We start from the raw sequence: 16,804 nt of genomic DNA on the forward strand, positions 1-16,804 counted from the left end.
CGTTTGCTTCGCGGGAGAGCGCTTGGCACAATCGCCGGCGTTCTTTCCCCGCGATTTCGAAAGCTGTTTCCTTTGACGATTGCTCCTGAGGCCGCCAACGCCGGCGGCGATCCCTTCGCCTCGGTCGACGCCCTGATCGAGCGCCTGGCGGGCGTGGGCTACATCGCCTCGCGGCGCATCGCGACGGCGCTCTACATGGCCGTGAAGCTGCAGAAGCCGATCCTGGTCGAGGGTTCGGCCGGCGTCGGCAAGACCGAACTCGCCCTCTCGACGGCGACCATGCTGGGCCAGCCGCTGATCCGGATGCAGTGCTACGAGGGCCTCGACGAGTCCAAGGCCCTGTACGAGTGGAAGTACGGCAAGCAGCTCCTCTACACCCAGATCCTGAAGGACCGGATGGGCGAGGCGCTGGCCGACGCGAGCTCGATGGACGCGGCGATGGACCGCCTCCACGGCATGGGTGACCTGTTCTTCTCCGAGCCGTTCCTGGAGCCGCGGCCGCTGATGAAGGCGCTGCAGCAGGACGACGGCTGCGTGCTGCTGATCGACGAGGTCGACAAGTCCGACGAGGCCTTCGAGGCCTTCCTGCTGGAGGTGCTCTCGGCCTACCAGGTCTCGGTGCCGGAACTGGGCGTCCTGAAGGCCAAGGTCCCGCCGCTGGTGTTCCTGACCTCCAACAACGTCCGCGACCTGGGCGATGCGCTGAAGCGCCGCTGCATCCACCTGCACATCCCCCTCCCCGAGGCCTCGCTCGAGGAGAAGATCGTCGCCAGCCGCGTGCCCGGCATCGAGGCGAAGCTGACCCGCGAGCTGGTGGCCTTCGTCCAGTCGCTGCGGACGATGGACCTGCGCAAGTCGCCGTCGATCTCGGAGACGGTGGACTGGGCCCGGGCGCTGGTGCTCCTGCACGCGGACAGCCTGAGCGCCGAGGTGGTGCGGGACACGCTCAACGTCATCCTGAAGTTCGAGCAGGACATCGCCGCGGTCGAGCCGCAGGTGGTGGAGCTGCTCCACCGGCGGTGATGCAGCACACCCTGGAGCAGTTCTTCCGGGCGCTCCGGGCCGCCGACGTACGCGTCTCGCCGGCCGAGGCGATCGACGCCTCGCGGGCGGCGGCCGTCGTGGGCTACGCCGACCGCACGCTGTTCAAGGACGCCCTGTGCGCGACCCTGGCCAAGTCGGCCGAGGAGGTCGAACGGTTCGACGCCACGTTCGAGGCGTTCTTCGCCCGCGACGCGGGACAGGCGCCCGAGCCGGGCGGCGAGCTCTCGCCGGCCGAGGCCGAGCAGACGGCCGACAGTCCCCTGGCCCAGGCGCTGCTGGAGGGCGACGCCGCCGCGATCCAGCAGTCGATGGAGGAGGCCGCCGCCCGCGCCGGCGTCGCCGAGATCCGCATGACGACCCAGCGCAGCCGGATGACGCGCCGGCTGCTGGAGGAGATGGGCCTGGAGGAGATCGAGCAGATCATCGCCCGCGCCCGCCGCCTGCCCGAGGGGGACGGCGAGGGCCTCGCCGAGCGCCTGGAGGCCGGCCGCCGGGCCCTGTTTGACCAGGCCAGGAGCTACGTCCAGCGTCAGCACGACCTCTATGCCGCGAACTCGGCGCGGGAGCTGCGCGAGGAGCGGCTGGCGCGCAAGCAGATCAACGCCGACGGCGGGCTCGATCCCGTGGACTACCGGCTGATGCAGCAGCTCGTCCGGCGCATGGCCAAGCGGCTGGCGGCCAAGTACGCCCGCCGCCGCCGCGTCGCCCAGCGCGGACACCTGGACGTGCGCAAGACGCTGCGGCGCTCCACGGCCTACGGCGGCGTGCCCTTCGAGGTGGCCTGGAAGGTCAAGAAGGTCGAAAAGCCGTCGATCGTGGTGATCGTCGATGTCTCGAAGTCGGTCGCCGCCGCCGCCCAGTTCCTGCTGACCTTCCTCTACTCCCTGAACGAGGTGGTGGAGCGGCTGGACGCCTTCGCGTTCTCCGGGCGGCTGATCCCGGTGGGCGACATCCTGGACGAGAACAGCGTCGAAGGCGCGATCCTCGAGGTGCTGCAGGAGATCGGCTTCCAGTCCACCGACTACGGCCAGGCGCTGGCCGACTTCTGCGACGCGCACCTCTCCAGCCTCGACCGCAAGACCACGGTGATCGTCCTGGGCGACGGCCGGTCGAACTACGCCGACCCGCGGCTGGACCTGATGAAGCAGATCCATGACCGCAGCCGGGCGGTGATCTGGCTGAACCCCGAGCCCGAGAGCTACTGGGGCCAGGGCGACAGCGTGATGGACCGCTACGCCCGCTTCTGCCACGTGGCCAAGCAGTGCGGGACCCTGCAGCAGCTGGAGCGCGTCATCGACGACGTGCTCAGGAGCTATGTGCCCCATTGAGGGCGGCCGCGATCTCGGCGTGCCGGCGCCGGGAGATGTCGTAGCCCAGCAGGATGGCCATCCCGACCAGCACCAGGATCGCCGGCACGAGCGTCCAGGAGAACACCACCCGCTGGAGCAGCGGCTCGGGCAGAACGGCGCCCACCTGCCGGCCCACATCCTTGGGGAAGCGGATCAGGTCCAGGGCGAACCCCGAGATCAGCACCCCGACGCCGGTCGCGCCCTTGAACGCGAAGCCCAGCCCCGCGAAGTAGAGCCCCTCGCGCGGGCGGCCGAACAGATGGTGATGCTCGTCCGCGGCGTCGGCCATCATCGAGTAGTAGGCGATGGCGCAGATGCCGGCGCCGACCCCGGCCAGGGCGACCAGGACCGCGATCGGCGCCTCGGCGGCCTGGCCCGCGGGCATGAAGGTCTGGGTGATCCGCGGCACGCCCAGCAGCAGCCAGGCCAGCACGACCAGCGCCATGCCGATCAGGACCGTCGTGCGCTTCTCCAGACGGCGGCCGATCAGCGGCGTCAGCGGCACGCCCGCGAACATGCCGCCCAGGAAGGCGAAGGTGACGTCCCGGATCATCTCGGGCTGCAGGCGCCAGACGAAGACGTAGGCGTGGCTGTTGAAGGCGCCGTTCACCCCGACGGCCGCGTAGCAGACGGCCGCCGAGAGGAAGAGGGTCCGGAACGAGCGGTTGCGGAAGATCTCGACCACCTCGCCCGGCAGGCGGCGCAGGAGATGGATCGGCACCGCGGGGACCGATTTAAGGCCGGCCGCGAAGCGCAGCACCCCCACCCCGCAGACCAGGGAGCAGACCAGCATCAGCGCGCCCGCCGACCAGCCGAAGCCGGGGTAGCGTTCGGGCTTCTGCAGGCCGCCCTCGCCCTGGAAGAACAGGGAATAGGCCAGCCCCGTCACCACCACCGCGGCCAGGACGGCGAAGATGGTGCGCCAGGCGACCACGGCGTTGCGCTCGTGGTAGTCGCCGGACAGCTCCGCGCCCAGGGCGACGTAGGGGACGTGGAACATCGAGACGAAGCTGCGCACCGCCACCGAGGTGACGGCGAGCCAGGCGAACAGCACCGGCTGGGATGCGCCCGGCGGCGGGCTGAACAGCAGTCCGACGGAGATCGCGATGAGCGGCGCCGCCACGAGCATCAGCGGCACGCGCCGGCCGAGGCGCGAGCGGATGTTGTCGGACCAGGAGCCAAAGAACGGATCGACTCCGGCGTCGGCCACGAGGCCGATGAACACCGCCGCTCCGACCAGGCTGCCGGGCAGGCCCAGCACTGCGGTGTAGTAGAAGAAGACGAACCCGGAGGCGGCGGTCCAGGCGGAGTCCGCGACGGCCCCCAGACCGTAGGAGAGCTTTACGCCGAACGGCGGCTTCAGCTGCGGCTCGGGCGGCGTGGCTTCGGTCAAACGGGCTCCTCCCCCGGGACGCTAGACGGGCGCGCGTTCGGCGTCACCAGACATCCACGAAGGGCCGCTTCTTGCCCGCCGCGCGCTGCGGGACCGGGCAGGCCTTGAGGCCCCGCACCAGCCAGGCCCGGGTCTGCGCCGGATCGATGACCGCGTCGATCTCCACCACCGAGGCCACCGACAGCGCCTTGCCGTTCTCGTACATCTTGCCGACCAGCTTCTCGAACAGCGCCTGACGCGCCACCGGATCGGCCTCGGCCTCCAGCTCCTTGCGGTAGCCGAGGCGCACGGCGCCCTCCAGGCCCATGGGCCCGAACTCGGCGGTGGGCCAGGCGATGGTCATGGCGGGGGCCGAGAAGTCGCCGCCGGCCATCGCCTGGGCGCCCAGGCCGTAGCCCTTGCGCAGCACCACCGTGAACAGCGGCACGGTCAGGCTGGTGGCGGTGACGAACAGGCGCGAGCCGCGGCGCACGGCGGCGGTCGTCTCGCTCTGCGGGCCCACCATGAAGCCGGGTGTGTCGCAGAGCGACAGCACGGGCGTGTCGAAGGCGTCGCACAGCTGCAGGAACCTGGCGCCCTTCTCCGCGCCCTCGGAATCGATGGCGCCGCCCAGATGGCGGGGATCGTTGGCGATCAGGCCCAGGGGCCGGCCCTCGACCCGCAGGAAGCCGGTGATCATCCCCTTTCCGTAGCCGCCGCGCAGCTCCAGCCAGGTCCCGGCGTCGGCCAGGGTGCGGATCACCTCGCGCACGTCGTAGGCGCGGACCCGGTTCTCGGGGATCAGGTGGCGCAGGCGCCGCTGGTCCTCGCAGGTCCAGTCGCGAACGGGCCCCTGGAAGACGCCGAGGATCTGTTTGGCCGCCGCGGTGGCGGCCGCCTCGTCCTCGACCAGCAGGTCGACGGCGCCGTTGGCGTAGAGCACGTCCGAGGGGCCGATCTCGTCCGGGGTGAAGACCCCCAGGCCGCCGCCCTCGATCATCGCCGGACCGCCGAGGCCGATGTTCGAGTAGCGCGTGGCGATGGTCACGTCCGCGCAGCCGAAAAAGACCGCGTTGCCGGCGAAGCAGCGCCCCGAGTTGATGGCGATGCGCGGGGCGAGACCCGAGAGGCGGGCGAAGGTGGTGAAGCTGGTGGTGTCCAGGGACGAGGCCGAGAGCTGGCCGCCGTCGACGTCCCCGGGCCGGCCGCCGCCGCCTTCGGTGTACCAGACGATCGGCGCCTTCCAGTGCTCGGCGAATTCCAGGATCCGGTCGGTCTTCTTGTGGTTGAAGTGGCCCTGCGTGCCCGCCAGCACCGTGAAGTCGTAGGCCAGCCCCACGCAGCGGGCGCGGTCCTCGTCGAACAGGTCGCCGTTCACCGATCCCACCCCCGTGACAATGCCGTCGGCCGGGGTGTTGGCGCGCAGGTCCTCCAGGCTGCGGCGGCGGCGCTGGGCCGCGACGGCCAGGGCGCCGAACTCGCTGAAGCTGCCGGGGTCGAACAGGTCGGCGAGGTTCTCGCGCGCGGTCCGCTGGCCGGTCCGCCGCCGCTTGGCGATCGCCTCGGGCCGCGCCTCGTCCAGGGTCAGGCGATGGCGTTCGATCACCTCGGCCAGGTCGGGGCGGATGGCGTCCAGGTCGACGGCCGCCTCGGCTTCTCCGCCCGCCCCGGCGCCGCCGGTCTCCTCGACGAAGGCCAGCGGGTCGCCCTCGAAGACCGTCTCGCCCGGCTGGACGGCCAGGGCGCGCACCACGCCCGAGGCCCTGGCCTCGACCACGTGCTCCATCTTCATGGCCTCGAGGACCAGCAGCGTCTGGCCCGCGCGGACGGGCTCGCCGGCATGGGCGGTCACGTTGATCACGGTGCCCTGAAGCGGCGCGCGCACGGCGGTGGTCCCCGGCGGCCCCTCGGCCTCGCGACGGGCCGCGGGCGCGGCGCCCTGGGCGGCGGCGTCGAAGTAGAGCCTGGGGTGCGCCTCCGGCTCGCCGGCCAGCTCGCCCATGTGCGCCTCGATGAAGCGGGTGTGGACCTCGCCCGCCACGACGGCGGGATGGGCCAGCAGGTTCTGCAGGAAGGCGATGTTGGTCTCGGCGCCCTCGATCCGGAACTCCGACAGCGCCCGGTACGCCTTGGCCACGGCGCGGGAGAGGCCGCCGGCGCCGGCATGGACGATCAGCTTGGCCAGCAGGCTGTCGAACCGGGCCGAGGTGGCGTAGCCCGCATAGCCGAAGCCGTCCACGCGCACGCCGGGTCCGGACGGCGGCTCGAACACCGCCAGCACCCCGCCGGCCGGCCGGGCCGAGCCATCGGGCGCCATGGTCTCCAGGTTCACCCGGACCTGCACGGCGTGGCCGCGGGGCTGCGGCGCGCGCTCCTGGCTGAGCGCCAGGTCGTGCAGGGTGCGCCCGGCGGCGAGCTGGAGCTGCAGGCGCACGAGGTCGAGCCCGGTCACCTCCTCGGTGACGGTGTGCTCCACCTGCAGGCGGGCGTTGGCCTCGATAAAGACCGCCTCGTCGCCGTCCACCAGGAACTCGATCGTGCCGAGGCCGCGGTAACCAGCCGCCTGGGCCAGGGCGACCGCATGGGCGAACAGCCGCTCGCGTAGTTCGGCGGGCAGCATGTCGGCGGGAGCGATCTCCACCAGCTTCTGGCGCTGGCGCTGCAGCGAGCATTCGCGGTCGAACAGGTGGACCACGCTGCGGCCGTCGCCGACGACCTGCACCTCCACGTGCCGGGCGTGGGGCAGGAAGCGCTCGACGTAGAGCCGTTCGTCCCCGAAGGCGGCCTTGGCCTCGGAGGCGCAGCGCTCGAAGGCCTGGGCGAGCTCGTCGTCCGTCGTCGCCGGGCGCATGCCACGGCCGCCGCCGCCGGCCACGGCCTTGACCATCACCGCGCCATGCTCGGCCAGGAACGCCCGCGCCTCTTCCAGCGTCGTGGGCCCCTCGGTCCCCGGCAGGACCGGAACGCCGCACGAGGTCGCCAGCGCCCGCGCGCGGGCCTTGTCGCCGAACAGCTCCAGGGTCTCGGGCGCCGGGCCGACGAACGCCAGCCCGGCCTCGGCGCAGGCGCGCGCGAGGGCGGGGTTCTCGGCGAGGAAGCCGTAGCCGGGGTGGATCGCATCGCAAGCCGCCGTCCTCGCGGCCTGCACCACCTGGGCGATGTCGAGGTAGGCCGCCGGTCCCGACCCGGGCAGCGGCACGGCGGCGTCGGCGCGCTTGACGTGCAGCGAGGCCGCGTCGTCCTCGGAGAAGACCGCCACGCTCTCGATCCCCATCTCGGCGGCGGTGCGCGCGATCCGGACGGCGATCTCGCCGCGGTTGGCGATCAGCAGCTTCTTCACGGACGCGTCCCCTCAAACACTTGTTGGGAACGCATCATGCCGAGACGTCGCGGCCCGCCAAGAGCTTTCGCACACGCTCTCCTTTCCTCCGGGCGAAGCCCGAGAGGGAGAGGAGGCGCGCCCTAGGCCTTCAGCATCTCCGGCGTGATCGGCAGGCTGCGGACGCGCTTGCCCGTGGCCGCGAAGATGGCGTTGGTCAGCGCCGGGATCGCCGGCGGCAGGGCCGGCTCGCCGAGGCCCGTCGGCGGGTTGTCGGTCTTGACGAACTTCACCTCGATCGGCGGCGCCTCGTTGATCCGCATCAGCCGGTAGTCGTGGAAGTTGCTCTGCTGGGTGCGGCCGTCCTTGATGGTGATCTGCTGGTGCAGCGCCTCGGACAGGCCGTCCAGCACCGAGCCCTGCACCTGGTTCAACGCCCCGTGCGGGTTGATGATCTGGCGGCCCACGTCACCGGCCACCCAGACCTTCTTCACCTTCACCTCGCCCGCCGGCGAGACGGCCACGTGCGCCACCTGGGCGAAATAGCCGAGGTGGCTGTAATAGCAGCCGACCCCCATGCCCTCGCCCTTCGGCAGCTTGCCGCGGTTCGCCCAGCCGGACATCTCGGCCACGGCCTTCAGCACCCCGGCCATGCGGCCGGCGGCGTAGGCGGCCGGCGGCTCGCCGACCACGGGCTTGTCGCCCAGCAGGCGGAGCTGGAAGGCGAGCGGGTCCTCGCCCGCCGCATGGGCCAGTTCGTCGATGAACGACTGCATGACGAAGGCCAGCGCGTTCGAGCCGGGGGCCCGCAGCGGCCCGGTGGGCACGCCCAGCGGCATGACGCTGACGTCGAAGCGGCAGTTCGGGACGAACCTGGCCGGGAACTCGGCCGGGCTCATGCCGGCGCTGGGCGCGAAGCCCTGCCCCTCGCCGAACGAGACGAAGTGGTCGTGGAAGGCCACGACGTTCCCTTGCGCATCCACGCCGCCGCGCAGGAAATGGAAACCCGCCGGGCGGTAGATGTCGTGCTGGACGTCGTCCTCGCGCGTCCAGACCAGCTTCACCGGCGCGCCGGCCTCGCGCGCGATCCAGGCCGCCTCGACCATGTAGTCGTTGGCGAGCCGGCGGCCGAAGCCGCCGCCGCAGCGGACCATGTGGATGGTGATGTCCTCGGGCTTGATCCCCAGGGTCCTGGCGCAGAGCTGGCGGCCGGGCTCGGGGTTCTGGGTCGGCGCCCAGAGCTCGAGCTTGCCGTCCTTCCACTCGGCCGTGCAGTTCATCGGCTCCATGGCGACGTGCGCCAGGAAGGGATAGGCGTAGGCCGCCTCGACGGTCTTGGCGGCGGTTTTGAGGGCCGCATCCACGTCGCCGTCGTTGCGCGGCGTGCGCTGGGGCTTGCCGGCGGCGAGCTCCTTGGCCTTGGCGGCGAACCCCTCGCTGGACTGGGCCTGCGTCGGATGGTCGGCCCACTTCACGTTCAGCCGGTCGCGGCCCTTCTTGGCCGCCCACCAGGTGTCGGCGACGACCGCCACGCCCGGCAGCAGGCCCGCGCCGATCTGGCCGGCGGCGGGGTGCAGGGCCGCGCTATCGCCCTTCACCACGAACGCCTTGCGCACGCCCTTCACCGACTGGGCGGCGGCGAGGTCGGCGCTTTCCACGCCGGCGCCGAAGACGGGCGCCTTCTCGTAGGCGGCGAACAGCATCCCCGGCCGCGTCACGTCGATGCCGAACAGCGGCTGGCCGGTGACGATCTTCGGGGTGTCGTACTGCGGGATCGCCCGGCCGATGATCCTGTAATCCTTGGGATCCTTGAGCGGCAGGCTCTTGGGATCGGGCGCGGGGATGCCGGCGCAGCGGCCGGCCAGCGAGCCGTAGGTCGCCTTGCGGCCGGAGGCCTTGTGGACAACGGCGCCGGCGGTCGTGACGCACTCGCCCGCCGGGCAGTTCCAGGCCTGGGCGGCGGCCTCGACGAGGATCGCGCGGGCCACGGCGCCGACGCGGCGCAGCTCTTCCCAATGCAGCGGCGTGGCCATCGACCCGCCGGCGAACTGGCGGCCATAGGCCTTGGGATCGTTGTCCGCCTGCTCGATGCGGACCTTCTCCCAGGGAACGTCCAGCTCCTCGGCGATCAGCATCGGCAGCATCGTCTTGATGCCCTGCCCGATCTCGGGGTTCTTGTTGACGATGGTGACGATCCCGTCCGGAGCCACCCGGACGTAGGCGTTGATCGGCTGGGCCGCGCCGTCCTGGGCGCCGGCCTTGGCCGCGATCGAGAACGACAGGACGAGGCCGCCGGCGCTCGCGGTTTTGAGCACCTGCCGCCGGCTGGCGGCGAACTGGCGGGGGTTGAGGGGGGCGTTCATGGCCTTACGCCTCCGTCTTCTGGCCCGAGGCCTGTTTGATGGCCGCGCGGATGCGGGTGTAGGTGGCGCAGCGGCAGATGTTCCCGGCCATCGCCGCGTCGATGTCCGCGTCGGTGGGCTTCGGGTTCCGCGACAGCAGGGCCGTGGCCGACATGATCTGGCCGGGCTGGCAGTAGCCGCACTGGGCGACGTCCAACTCGCTCCAGGCGGTCTGGACCTTCTTGCCGACGGCGGAGGCGCCGATCCCCTCGATGGTGGTCACCTTGGCCGCGCCCAGGCTCTCGACCGGGATCTGGCACGAGCGCATCGGCTGGCCGTCCACGTGCACCGTGCAGGCGCCGCACGCGCCGACGCCGCAGCCGAACTTGGGGCCCACGATGCCCAGGCTGTCGCGGAGCACCCACAGCAGCGGGGTGTCCGGGTCCACGTCGGCCGACAGGGCCTTCCCGTTGACATTGAGGGTGAAAGCCATCCCAAGCGCCTCCCGCATTTTCGCGGGTGATCGTAAGGCCGCGCGCCCTCGGGCCGCAAGGCGCAGCCGGCGCACATTACCGATCGGTCATCTCAGTCCCAGGCGGCGGCGACGGGGAAATGGATGGCCGCCTGGAAGCCGCCGGGCTCGAACCGGGACTCCACCCGCCCGCCCTGCTGGCGCAGCGACACCTCCAGGAGGCGCGAGCCGAACCCCTTGCGTCCCACCGTCGCGACGATGGGTCCGCCCTCCTCGGTCCAGGCCAGCGCGGCCTCGCCCTCGGCCGCGGGGGTCTTCCGGATCTTCACGCACCCGGCGGGGGCCGACAGGGCGCCGTACTTCACCGCGTTGGTGGCCAGCTCGTGCAGCAGAAGCGCCAGCGCCACGGCGACGTCGCCGGCGATGGTGGTCCCGCCCAGGTCGTCCACCTCGAACCTCGCCGTATCGAACGGCGTCAGGGTCTTCGCCACCACGTCGGCGAGGGCGACGGGCCGCCCGCCCGAGGCGGTCACCAGGTCGTGGCTCTCGGCCATCGCCCGCAGGCGCGCGTTCAGCACCGTCTCGAATTCATGGACCGTGGAGACGCTGCGGGCCGTCTGGGCCACGATGGCCATCATGACCTGGATGCCGTTCTTGGCCCGATGCGCCAGCTCGCCCAGCAGCAGGGTGCGCGCGTCCTCCACCGCCTTGCGCTCGCTGATGTCGAGGGTGGTGCCGACCACCAGGTGCACGCCCTCGGCGTCCTTCACCAGCCGGCCGCGGGTCTGCAGCCAGCGCTCGCGGCCGCCGGGCTGCAGCGCGGTGCGATGCTCGACGACGAAGTCGCCGTCGCCGGGCGCCTCCAGGGTCCGCTGGTAGACGTCGCGGATCGCGTCCCGGTCGTCCGGATGGACCAGCTCGGCGTAGCGGGCGATGTCGAAGACGCCCTTCTCGCCGGCCCCGAACAGCTCGCGGTTGCGCTCGGACCAGGTGATGCGGTCGTTGCGCACATCCCATTCCCAGAAGCCGAGGCCGGTCGCCTCGACCGCGACCTCCAGGCGTCGCCGCTGTTCGCGCAACGCCTCGGTCGCATGGCGCGCCTCGGTGACGTCCGTCATGAGCCCGTCCCAGATCACCGCCCCGTCCGGCTGCGGGCGGGGGCGCGAGGCGATGCGCCGCCATCGCGTGGCCCCGTCCGGCCCGCGCATCCGCACCTCGACCTCGAACCCCGAGAGCGTGGCGATCGCCCCGGCTTCGGCCCGGTCGAACGCGGCCCGGTGCTCGGGCAGGATCTGGTCGTAGATCCGGCCCGGATCGTCCATCACCTCCTCGGGAGAGAGGCCGGTCATCTCGCGGCAGAGCGAGCCCACGTGGGTGAAGCGGCGGGACCGTCCGTCGGCGGACGAGAGGACCTGGTAGGCCATGCCGAGGTGCAGGGCGTCGGCCAGCTCGACGAAGGAGGGATTGTCGCCGCCCGCCGCTGGCCTGTCCTCGTCCATCGCGCCCCCAACGGCTCCGCTGCCGGACCAAGACGGGCACATTGGGACGCCGGGAAGTGGGCGGCAACCTCCAATGTTACATCGGCGCCCCGCACAGGCGATTCGCCGCACAGGACACATTCCACCGCGTTTTCAGTCGCCTACTCGCGCGAAAGGAGAATCACCGCGTCCGGCAGCTCGTTGGGGTTGTCGCCGGGGCGCGGCGGGAAGCGGGCGGCCAGGACATCCGCGCACAGGCCGATGGCGGCGGCGAAGCCCGCGGCGGGCTCGCCCCGCTTCAGCCCGGCGGTCAGGGCGGCCATGGCGCGGTCCCACGCATCCGGCTCGACCTGGCTGGCGATGCCCTCGTCGGCGATCAGCTCGGCCATGTGCTCGGCGAAGGAGACATAGATCAGCACGCCGGTCCGCTCGCGGGTCGCCGCGAGGTTCTTGGCCACGAACTGTTCGTGGGCCTTGCGGCGCACCTGCTCCCGCTTCAGCGCCTTGGGCGTCAGCGCCCGGCGCACGGGAGGGATGGACGCCAGCGCCAGGGTGACGGCGAACAGCGCCCCTTGCAGCATGACGGCGCCGATCAGGGCGCGCCGGGCCGCGGCCTCGGCGGCGTCGGCCACCTGCGCCGCCGTCCAGCCGCCGAGCAGGTCGGGCGCCTCGACGTGGATTCCGCCCAGCAGCAGCAGCGCCGGCCCCAGCAGGGCCACGCCCGCGGCCCAGGCCAGCGGCGTCTCGCGGTAGTCGGCGCTCTCCTCGGCCACAACGCAGTAGATCTCGCCCGTGGTGCGGGTCTCGGCCTCGCGCACCGCCGCCTGGATGGCGGCAACGTCGGACGGGCTCAGCAAGGGCTTTTCCATCTCACCAGCTCCCCGAGGATCCGCCGCCGCCGAACGAGCCGCCGCCTCCGCCGAACCCGCCGCCGAAGCCGCCTCCGCCGCCCCAGCCGCCGCCGCGGTGGCGTCCGCCGCCGCTGGAGAGGATGAGGGGCAGGAGCCACCAGGCGCTTCCGCCGCGCCGGCGTCCCCGCCCGCCGCCGAAGCCGCGCAGGATCCCGCCGAGGATCCAGAAGATCACGAGCATCACGAAGATGACCGGGATGATCGAACCGCCGTCGCTGGAGCGGGCCTCGCGCGCCTGCTCGGCGCGGGCGACGTTGGCGCGGGCCTCGGCGTCGGGCAGGGCCAGCTGGCGGACGATCTCGTTCGTCCCGTTGACGATCCCCTGTTCGTAATTTCCCTCGCGGAACTCGGGCAGGACGGCGCTTTGCAGGATGACGCTGGACAGCGCGTCGGTCAGCACGCCTTCGAGGCCGTAGCCCACCTCGATGCGCACCTTCCGTTCGCTGGGCGCGACCAGCAGGATGACGCCGTCGTCCTCGCCCTTGCGCCCGATCGCCCACGTCCGGCCGAGCTGGTAGCCGTATTCCTCGATCTCGTAGCCCTGCAGGTCGGGCACCGTGGCGACCACCACCTGCCGCCCGGTCTGGGTCTCCAGGCCGGCAAGCTCTTCGGTGAGCTGCTGCTCGACCTGCGGCGACAGCAGGTTGGCGTTGTCCACGACCCGCCCGGTGAGGGCCGGGAACTTCGGCTGGGCCAGCGCGCCCGCCGGAACGAGCAAGACCAGGAGCGCGAGGACGAGGCCCCGCGCTCCCTGCATCAGGGTCATTGCGGCGCCGGAACCGGAGCCGGCGCCGGAGCGGGGGCGGGGGCGGGGGCGGGGGCGGGGGCGGGGGCGGGGGCGGGGGCGGGCGGAGCCGAGCCCGGCGCCGCTCCGGGAGGCGGCGCCCCGACGCCGCCGAAGTCCACCGTCGGGGCCGACTGCGCCGCAGCCGAGGCCTGGAAGAGCTGCATCGGCTGCGAGCCCGAGTGGATGGTCTTGGCCCAGATCACCGTCGGGAAGGTCCGCAGCGAGGTGTTGTAGTCGCGGACGGCCTCGTTGTAGTCGCGCCGGGCCACCGCGATGCGGTTCTCGGTGCCCTCGAGCTGGCTCTGCAGCGCCAGGAAATTCTGGTTCGACTTCAGGTCCGGATACCGCTCCTGGATCATCATCAGCCGGCCGAGCACGCCGGTCAGGCGGTCCTGGGCGGCCTGGTACTGCTGGAACTTGGCCGGATCGGTGATGGTGGAGGCGTCCACCTGCACCTGGGTCGCCGAGGCCCGGGCCTGGGTCACCTCGGTCAGCACGGCGCGCTCCTGGGCGGCGTAGCCCCGGACGGTCTCCACCAGGTTCGGGATCAGGTCGGCCCGGCGCTGGTACTGGCTCTGCACGTCGCCCCAGCGGGCGCGGGCCGTCTCCTCCTTGGTCGGGATGGCGTTGATGCCGCACGAGGCCAGGAAGACCGGAGCGGCGACGATCAGCGCAAGGCGCGAGAGGCGGCGGAAGAGGGTGTTCATCGAGCTCCCCATGTGAGGCCAGCACGAAGCTGGGCCGTGCGATATGTGGCCACGTCCTTGATCCCGTGCAACGTGACGCGCCACACAGGCTCCCGCAAGCGCCGCGGAGGGCGGGGAGGTTCCGATTTGGCCAAGGTGAGGCCCTACTACGCCGACGGCGGGCTGAGCGCGGCGTTCTACGACGTGGTCACCGCCGCGGACGCCACCCTCGCGGGGGACGTCGAACTCTACGCCGGCCTGCCGCCGGCCGGCGGCGCGGTGCTGGAGCTGGGGACCGGCTCGGGCCGGGTGGCCCAGGCGCTGGCCGAGCGGGGCCTGCGGGTGACCGGCGTCGACATCGCGCCCGCCATGCTCGCCCGGGCCGAGGCGCGCCGCGCGGCCCTGCCGCCGGAGGTCGCCGGGCGGATCGAGCTGAAGCGCGGCGACATGACCGCGCTCGACCTGAAGCGAACCTTCGACGCGGTGATCTGCCCGTTCTTCACCCTGGCGCACGTGCCGGCGGGCGCCGCCTGGAAGAACGCCTTCGCTGTCGCCGCGCGCCACCTCCCGCCCGGCGGCCTCGCCGCCTTCCACCTGCCGCGTTTGGAGGTGATGCGGGGCCTGGGGCCGGTCAACGCGGCCGTGCCGGTGATGGACCAGGCGCTGGGCGACGGCCGCCGCCTGCTGCTGTTCGTCAAGGAGCGGTCGTTCCGCGCGCCGCCGGGACGGCTGGACCAGGTGATCGAGTACGCGCTGGCAGACGCCGCGGGCCGCATCGTCGAGCGCTCGCCCGAGCGGCTCAGCTACTGGATGGCCGATCCCGAGCCGTTCGCCGCGGCCGCCGGCCTGGTCCTCGATCGCCCGCCGCAGCCGCTGGGCGGGGCGGGCGACGTCTGGGTGTTCCGCAAGGCCTAGGCCGCGAGCTTCGCCTCAGGGACGACCGTGATCGGCCGGGCTGGCGGCGGCGGGCGCGGGCGCAGCCGCTCGCCCTTCAGCCAGATCTTCAGGGCCTCCCAGTGGATGGCCGCCAGTACGCCCAGGCTCATCCAGGGGTGGCTCGCCCAGGCCCGCAGCAGCGCCCAGTCCGACAGCTCCACGCGGCGGCCGGCGAAACTGGCCGCCAGAACGAGGCCGCGCTCGTCCCGGGCGTCGACCGATACGACCACCTCCTCGCTCGGCGGCCGCACGCGGAAGGCGTAGGCGAGGTCCATGTCCATGAACGGCGAGACATAGAAGCCCTTGCCGCAGCCCTGGCGCACCAGCCGTCCCGCCTCGCCCGCGGGGATCAGGTAGCTGTGCCGCTCTCCGAAGGTGTTGGTCACCTCGTAGAGGATGGCGCCGAGCGCCCCGTCGGGCCTGTGGCAGAAGTAGACGGTCAGCGGGTTGAAGCCCTGGCCGAGCACGGTGGGCAGCGTCAGCATCCGCACCGGGCCGCCGGCCGGCAGGCCGGCGCCCGCCAGCGCCTCGGCGACCTGGGTCTTGAGCGGCCGGTCCGAGCCGTCGCCGTGCCGGCGGGGATCGAAGCCGATCAGGTTGCGCCTGCCCGCCGAGAACAGCTTCAGCCGCCGGTCCAGCGCCTCGACCTCGTCCAGGTCGATCAGCAGCATGAAGACGCGGTAGCGCAGCCGGTGGCGCCGCGGACGTGTCCGAGCGTGGACGACGAGCCCGGGGTAGAGGCCCGAGATCACGCGGCGGCCTCGATCCGCGCCGGCGCTGGACGGTCGGCAGCGATGCGGATGCGGCCGGACTCGCCCTCGACCGTCCAGGGCCGGCGGACGCCGCCCAGCTGCTCGGCGACCGCCAGGCCGGCCTGCAGGGCGTCCTCGTGGAAGCCGTGGCCGAAGTACGAGCCGCAGAACCAGGTCCGCCGCGCGCCCTGCAGGCCCCACAGCTCGTCCTGCGCGGCGATGGCGGCGGCGTCGAACAGCGGGTGGTCGTAGACCTCGGTCCTGAGGATGGCGGCGGGGTCCACCGGCTTCGTCGGATTCAGCGTGACGAAGACGTCGTCCACGTCCTTCAACCCCTGGAGGCGGTTCATCCAGTAGGTGACGCAGCCCTCGCCCGGCGCGTCGCGGCGGCCGATGTGGTTCCAGCTCACCCAGGCCCGGCGGCGCCTCGGCATCAGCGTCTTGTCGGTGTGCAGGACGGCCAGGTTGCGGCTGTAGCGGAAGGCGCCGAGCACGCGCGCCTCCTCGGGCGTCGGGTCCTCCAGCAGGGTGAGCGCGGCGTCGGCGTGGGCGGCGATCACCACCTCGTCGAAGCGCTCGGCGCGGCCGTGCGCGTCGCGGACCCAGGCGCCGTTCGGGTCGCGCCGGACCCCGGCGACCCGGGCGCCGCCGCGGACCTCGCCCGCAAACTCGGCGGCGAGCTTCTCCACATAGGTCCGGCTGCCGCCCGCCACTGTCCGCCAGGCGGCGCGGCCGAAGATGCTCATCATGCCGTGGTTCAGGAAGAAGCGGATCAGCGCCGCGGCGGGGTACTGTCCGATCTCCTTCAGCGGCGTCGACCAGATGGCGGCCGCCTGGGGCAGCAGGTGGTCCTCGCGGAAGGCCTGGCAGTAGCCCTTCTCCTCGAGGTAGGCCTCGAGGGAGGTCAGCGGCTTCTCCAGCGCCGCCAGGTCCTTCGGCCCCTGCCGGTAGAAGCGGGTGACGTCGCGCAGCATGGCCCAGAACCGGGCCGAGAACAGGTTGCGCTTCTGGGCGAAGATCCCGAGCGCCCCGTAGCTGGAGTATTCGAACGCCCCGTCGTCGAGCGAGACCGACAGGGCCATGTCGGCGTGGCGGCTCGGAACGCCCAGGTGGGCCAGCAGCGCGGTGAAGTTCGGATAGTTCGCCTCGTTGAAGACGATGAAGCCGGTGTCCACCGGCACGGAACCGCGGCGGCCGGGAACCTCGACCGTGTGGGCGTGTCCGCCCAGGCGCGGATCGGCCTCGTAGAGCACCACCTCATGGCGCCGCGACAGCAGCCAGGCGGCGGACAGACCCGCGATCCCTGCGCCCACCACGGCGATCCTTCGACGTTCGCCCAGCCCTTGGTTCACCTTC

13 protein-coding genes are annotated in these 16,804 nt (G+C 72.2%); 3 read left to right on the top strand and 10 right to left on the bottom strand.

The window, feature by feature from the left end:
• The first annotated feature begins 72 nt into the window (after positions 1-72).
• The gene (locus PHZ_RS16885; protein WP_012523594.1) at positions 73-1,023 is read left to right on the top strand and encodes an AAA family ATPase; all 951 of its coding nucleotides are present in this window, start codon (positions 73-75) and stop codon (positions 1,021-1,023) included.
• Positions 1,023-2,372 carry a vWA domain-containing protein gene (locus tag PHZ_RS16890; RefSeq protein ID WP_012523595.1) on the top strand — a complete coding sequence of 450 codons (1,350 nt, stop codon included), beginning with the start codon at positions 1,023-1,025 and terminating at the stop codon, positions 2,370-2,372. Before PHZ_RS16885 ends, PHZ_RS16890 begins: the two co-directional genes overlap by 1 nt.
• Here PHZ_RS16890 and PHZ_RS16895 read toward each other — a convergent pair.
• The 8 genes from PHZ_RS16895 to PHZ_RS16930 form a co-directional block, all read right to left on the bottom strand.
• Positions 2,350-3,786: an MFS transporter gene (locus PHZ_RS16895; RefSeq protein ID WP_012523596.1), complete on the bottom strand. Its 1,437-nt coding sequence runs from the start codon at positions 3,784-3,786 to the stop codon at positions 2,350-2,352. The two genes, PHZ_RS16890 and PHZ_RS16895, sit on opposite strands and share 23 nt — an antisense overlap.
• Before the next feature lie 43 nt (positions 3,787-3,829).
• Positions 3,830-7,105, bottom strand: coding sequence for a carboxyl transferase domain-containing protein (locus tag PHZ_RS16900; RefSeq protein WP_012523597.1), 3,276 nt, complete (start codon positions 7,103-7,105; stop codon positions 3,830-3,832).
• A gap of 122 nt (positions 7,106-7,227) precedes the next feature.
• Complete coding sequence (locus PHZ_RS16905) at positions 7,228-9,447, bottom strand: xanthine dehydrogenase family protein molybdopterin-binding subunit (RefSeq protein WP_012523598.1); 2,220 nt, start codon at positions 9,445-9,447, stop codon at positions 7,228-7,230.
• 4 nt (positions 9,448-9,451) lie between these two features.
• On the bottom strand, positions 9,452-9,919 hold the full coding sequence (locus tag PHZ_RS16910) for a (2Fe-2S)-binding protein (RefSeq protein ID WP_012523599.1): 468 nt from the start codon (positions 9,917-9,919) through the stop codon (positions 9,452-9,454).
• A gap of 92 nt (positions 9,920-10,011) precedes the next feature.
• The gene (locus PHZ_RS16915; protein WP_012523600.1) at positions 10,012-11,397 is read right to left on the bottom strand and encodes a sensor histidine kinase; all 1,386 of its coding nucleotides are present in this window, start codon (positions 11,395-11,397) and stop codon (positions 10,012-10,014) included.
• A gap of 140 nt (positions 11,398-11,537) precedes the next feature.
• Positions 11,538-12,245 (bottom strand): TPM domain-containing protein, encoded by a 708-nt coding sequence (locus PHZ_RS16920; protein ID WP_012523601.1) that lies wholly within the window; start codon positions 12,243-12,245, stop codon positions 11,538-11,540.
• A 1-nt stretch (position 12,246) separates the two neighbouring features.
• The gene (locus PHZ_RS16925) at positions 12,247-13,053 is read right to left on the bottom strand and encodes a TPM domain-containing protein (RefSeq protein ID WP_012523602.1); all 807 of its coding nucleotides are present in this window, start codon (positions 13,051-13,053) and stop codon (positions 12,247-12,249) included.
• Positions 13,050-13,781 carry a LemA family protein gene (locus PHZ_RS16930; protein WP_049758308.1) on the bottom strand — a complete coding sequence of 244 codons (732 nt, stop codon included), beginning with the start codon at positions 13,779-13,781 and terminating at the stop codon, positions 13,050-13,052. The genes PHZ_RS16925 and PHZ_RS16930 overlap by 4 nt, the downstream gene beginning before the upstream one ends.
• 135 nt (positions 13,782-13,916) lie before the next feature.
• Here PHZ_RS16930 and PHZ_RS21880 point away from each other — a divergent pair, with 135 nt between their 5' ends.
• Positions 13,917-14,675 carry a class I SAM-dependent methyltransferase gene (locus tag PHZ_RS21880; RefSeq protein WP_236611917.1) on the top strand — a complete coding sequence of 253 codons (759 nt, stop codon included), beginning with the start codon at positions 13,917-13,919 and terminating at the stop codon, positions 14,673-14,675.
• On the opposite strand, the gene PHZ_RS16940 is transcribed toward PHZ_RS21880, so the two are convergent.
• Together PHZ_RS16940 and PHZ_RS16945 are read right to left on the bottom strand one after the other, a co-directional pair.
• Positions 14,672-15,448, bottom strand: a complete 777-nt coding sequence (locus PHZ_RS16940) for a DUF1365 domain-containing protein (protein ID WP_012523604.1) — start codon at positions 15,446-15,448, stop codon at positions 14,672-14,674. The genes PHZ_RS21880 and PHZ_RS16940 overlap by 4 nt on opposite strands.
• Complete coding sequence (locus tag PHZ_RS16945; protein WP_012523605.1) at positions 15,445-16,800, bottom strand: NAD(P)/FAD-dependent oxidoreductase; 1,356 nt, start codon at positions 16,798-16,800, stop codon at positions 15,445-15,447. Before PHZ_RS16945 ends, PHZ_RS16940 begins: the two co-directional genes overlap by 4 nt.
• Between the last annotated feature and the right edge of the window lie 4 nt (positions 16,801-16,804).

It is taken from the genome of Phenylobacterium zucineum HLK1, from assembly GCF_000017265.1.
Taxonomy (GTDB): domain Bacteria; phylum Pseudomonadota; class Alphaproteobacteria; order Caulobacterales; family Caulobacteraceae; genus Phenylobacterium; species Phenylobacterium zucineum.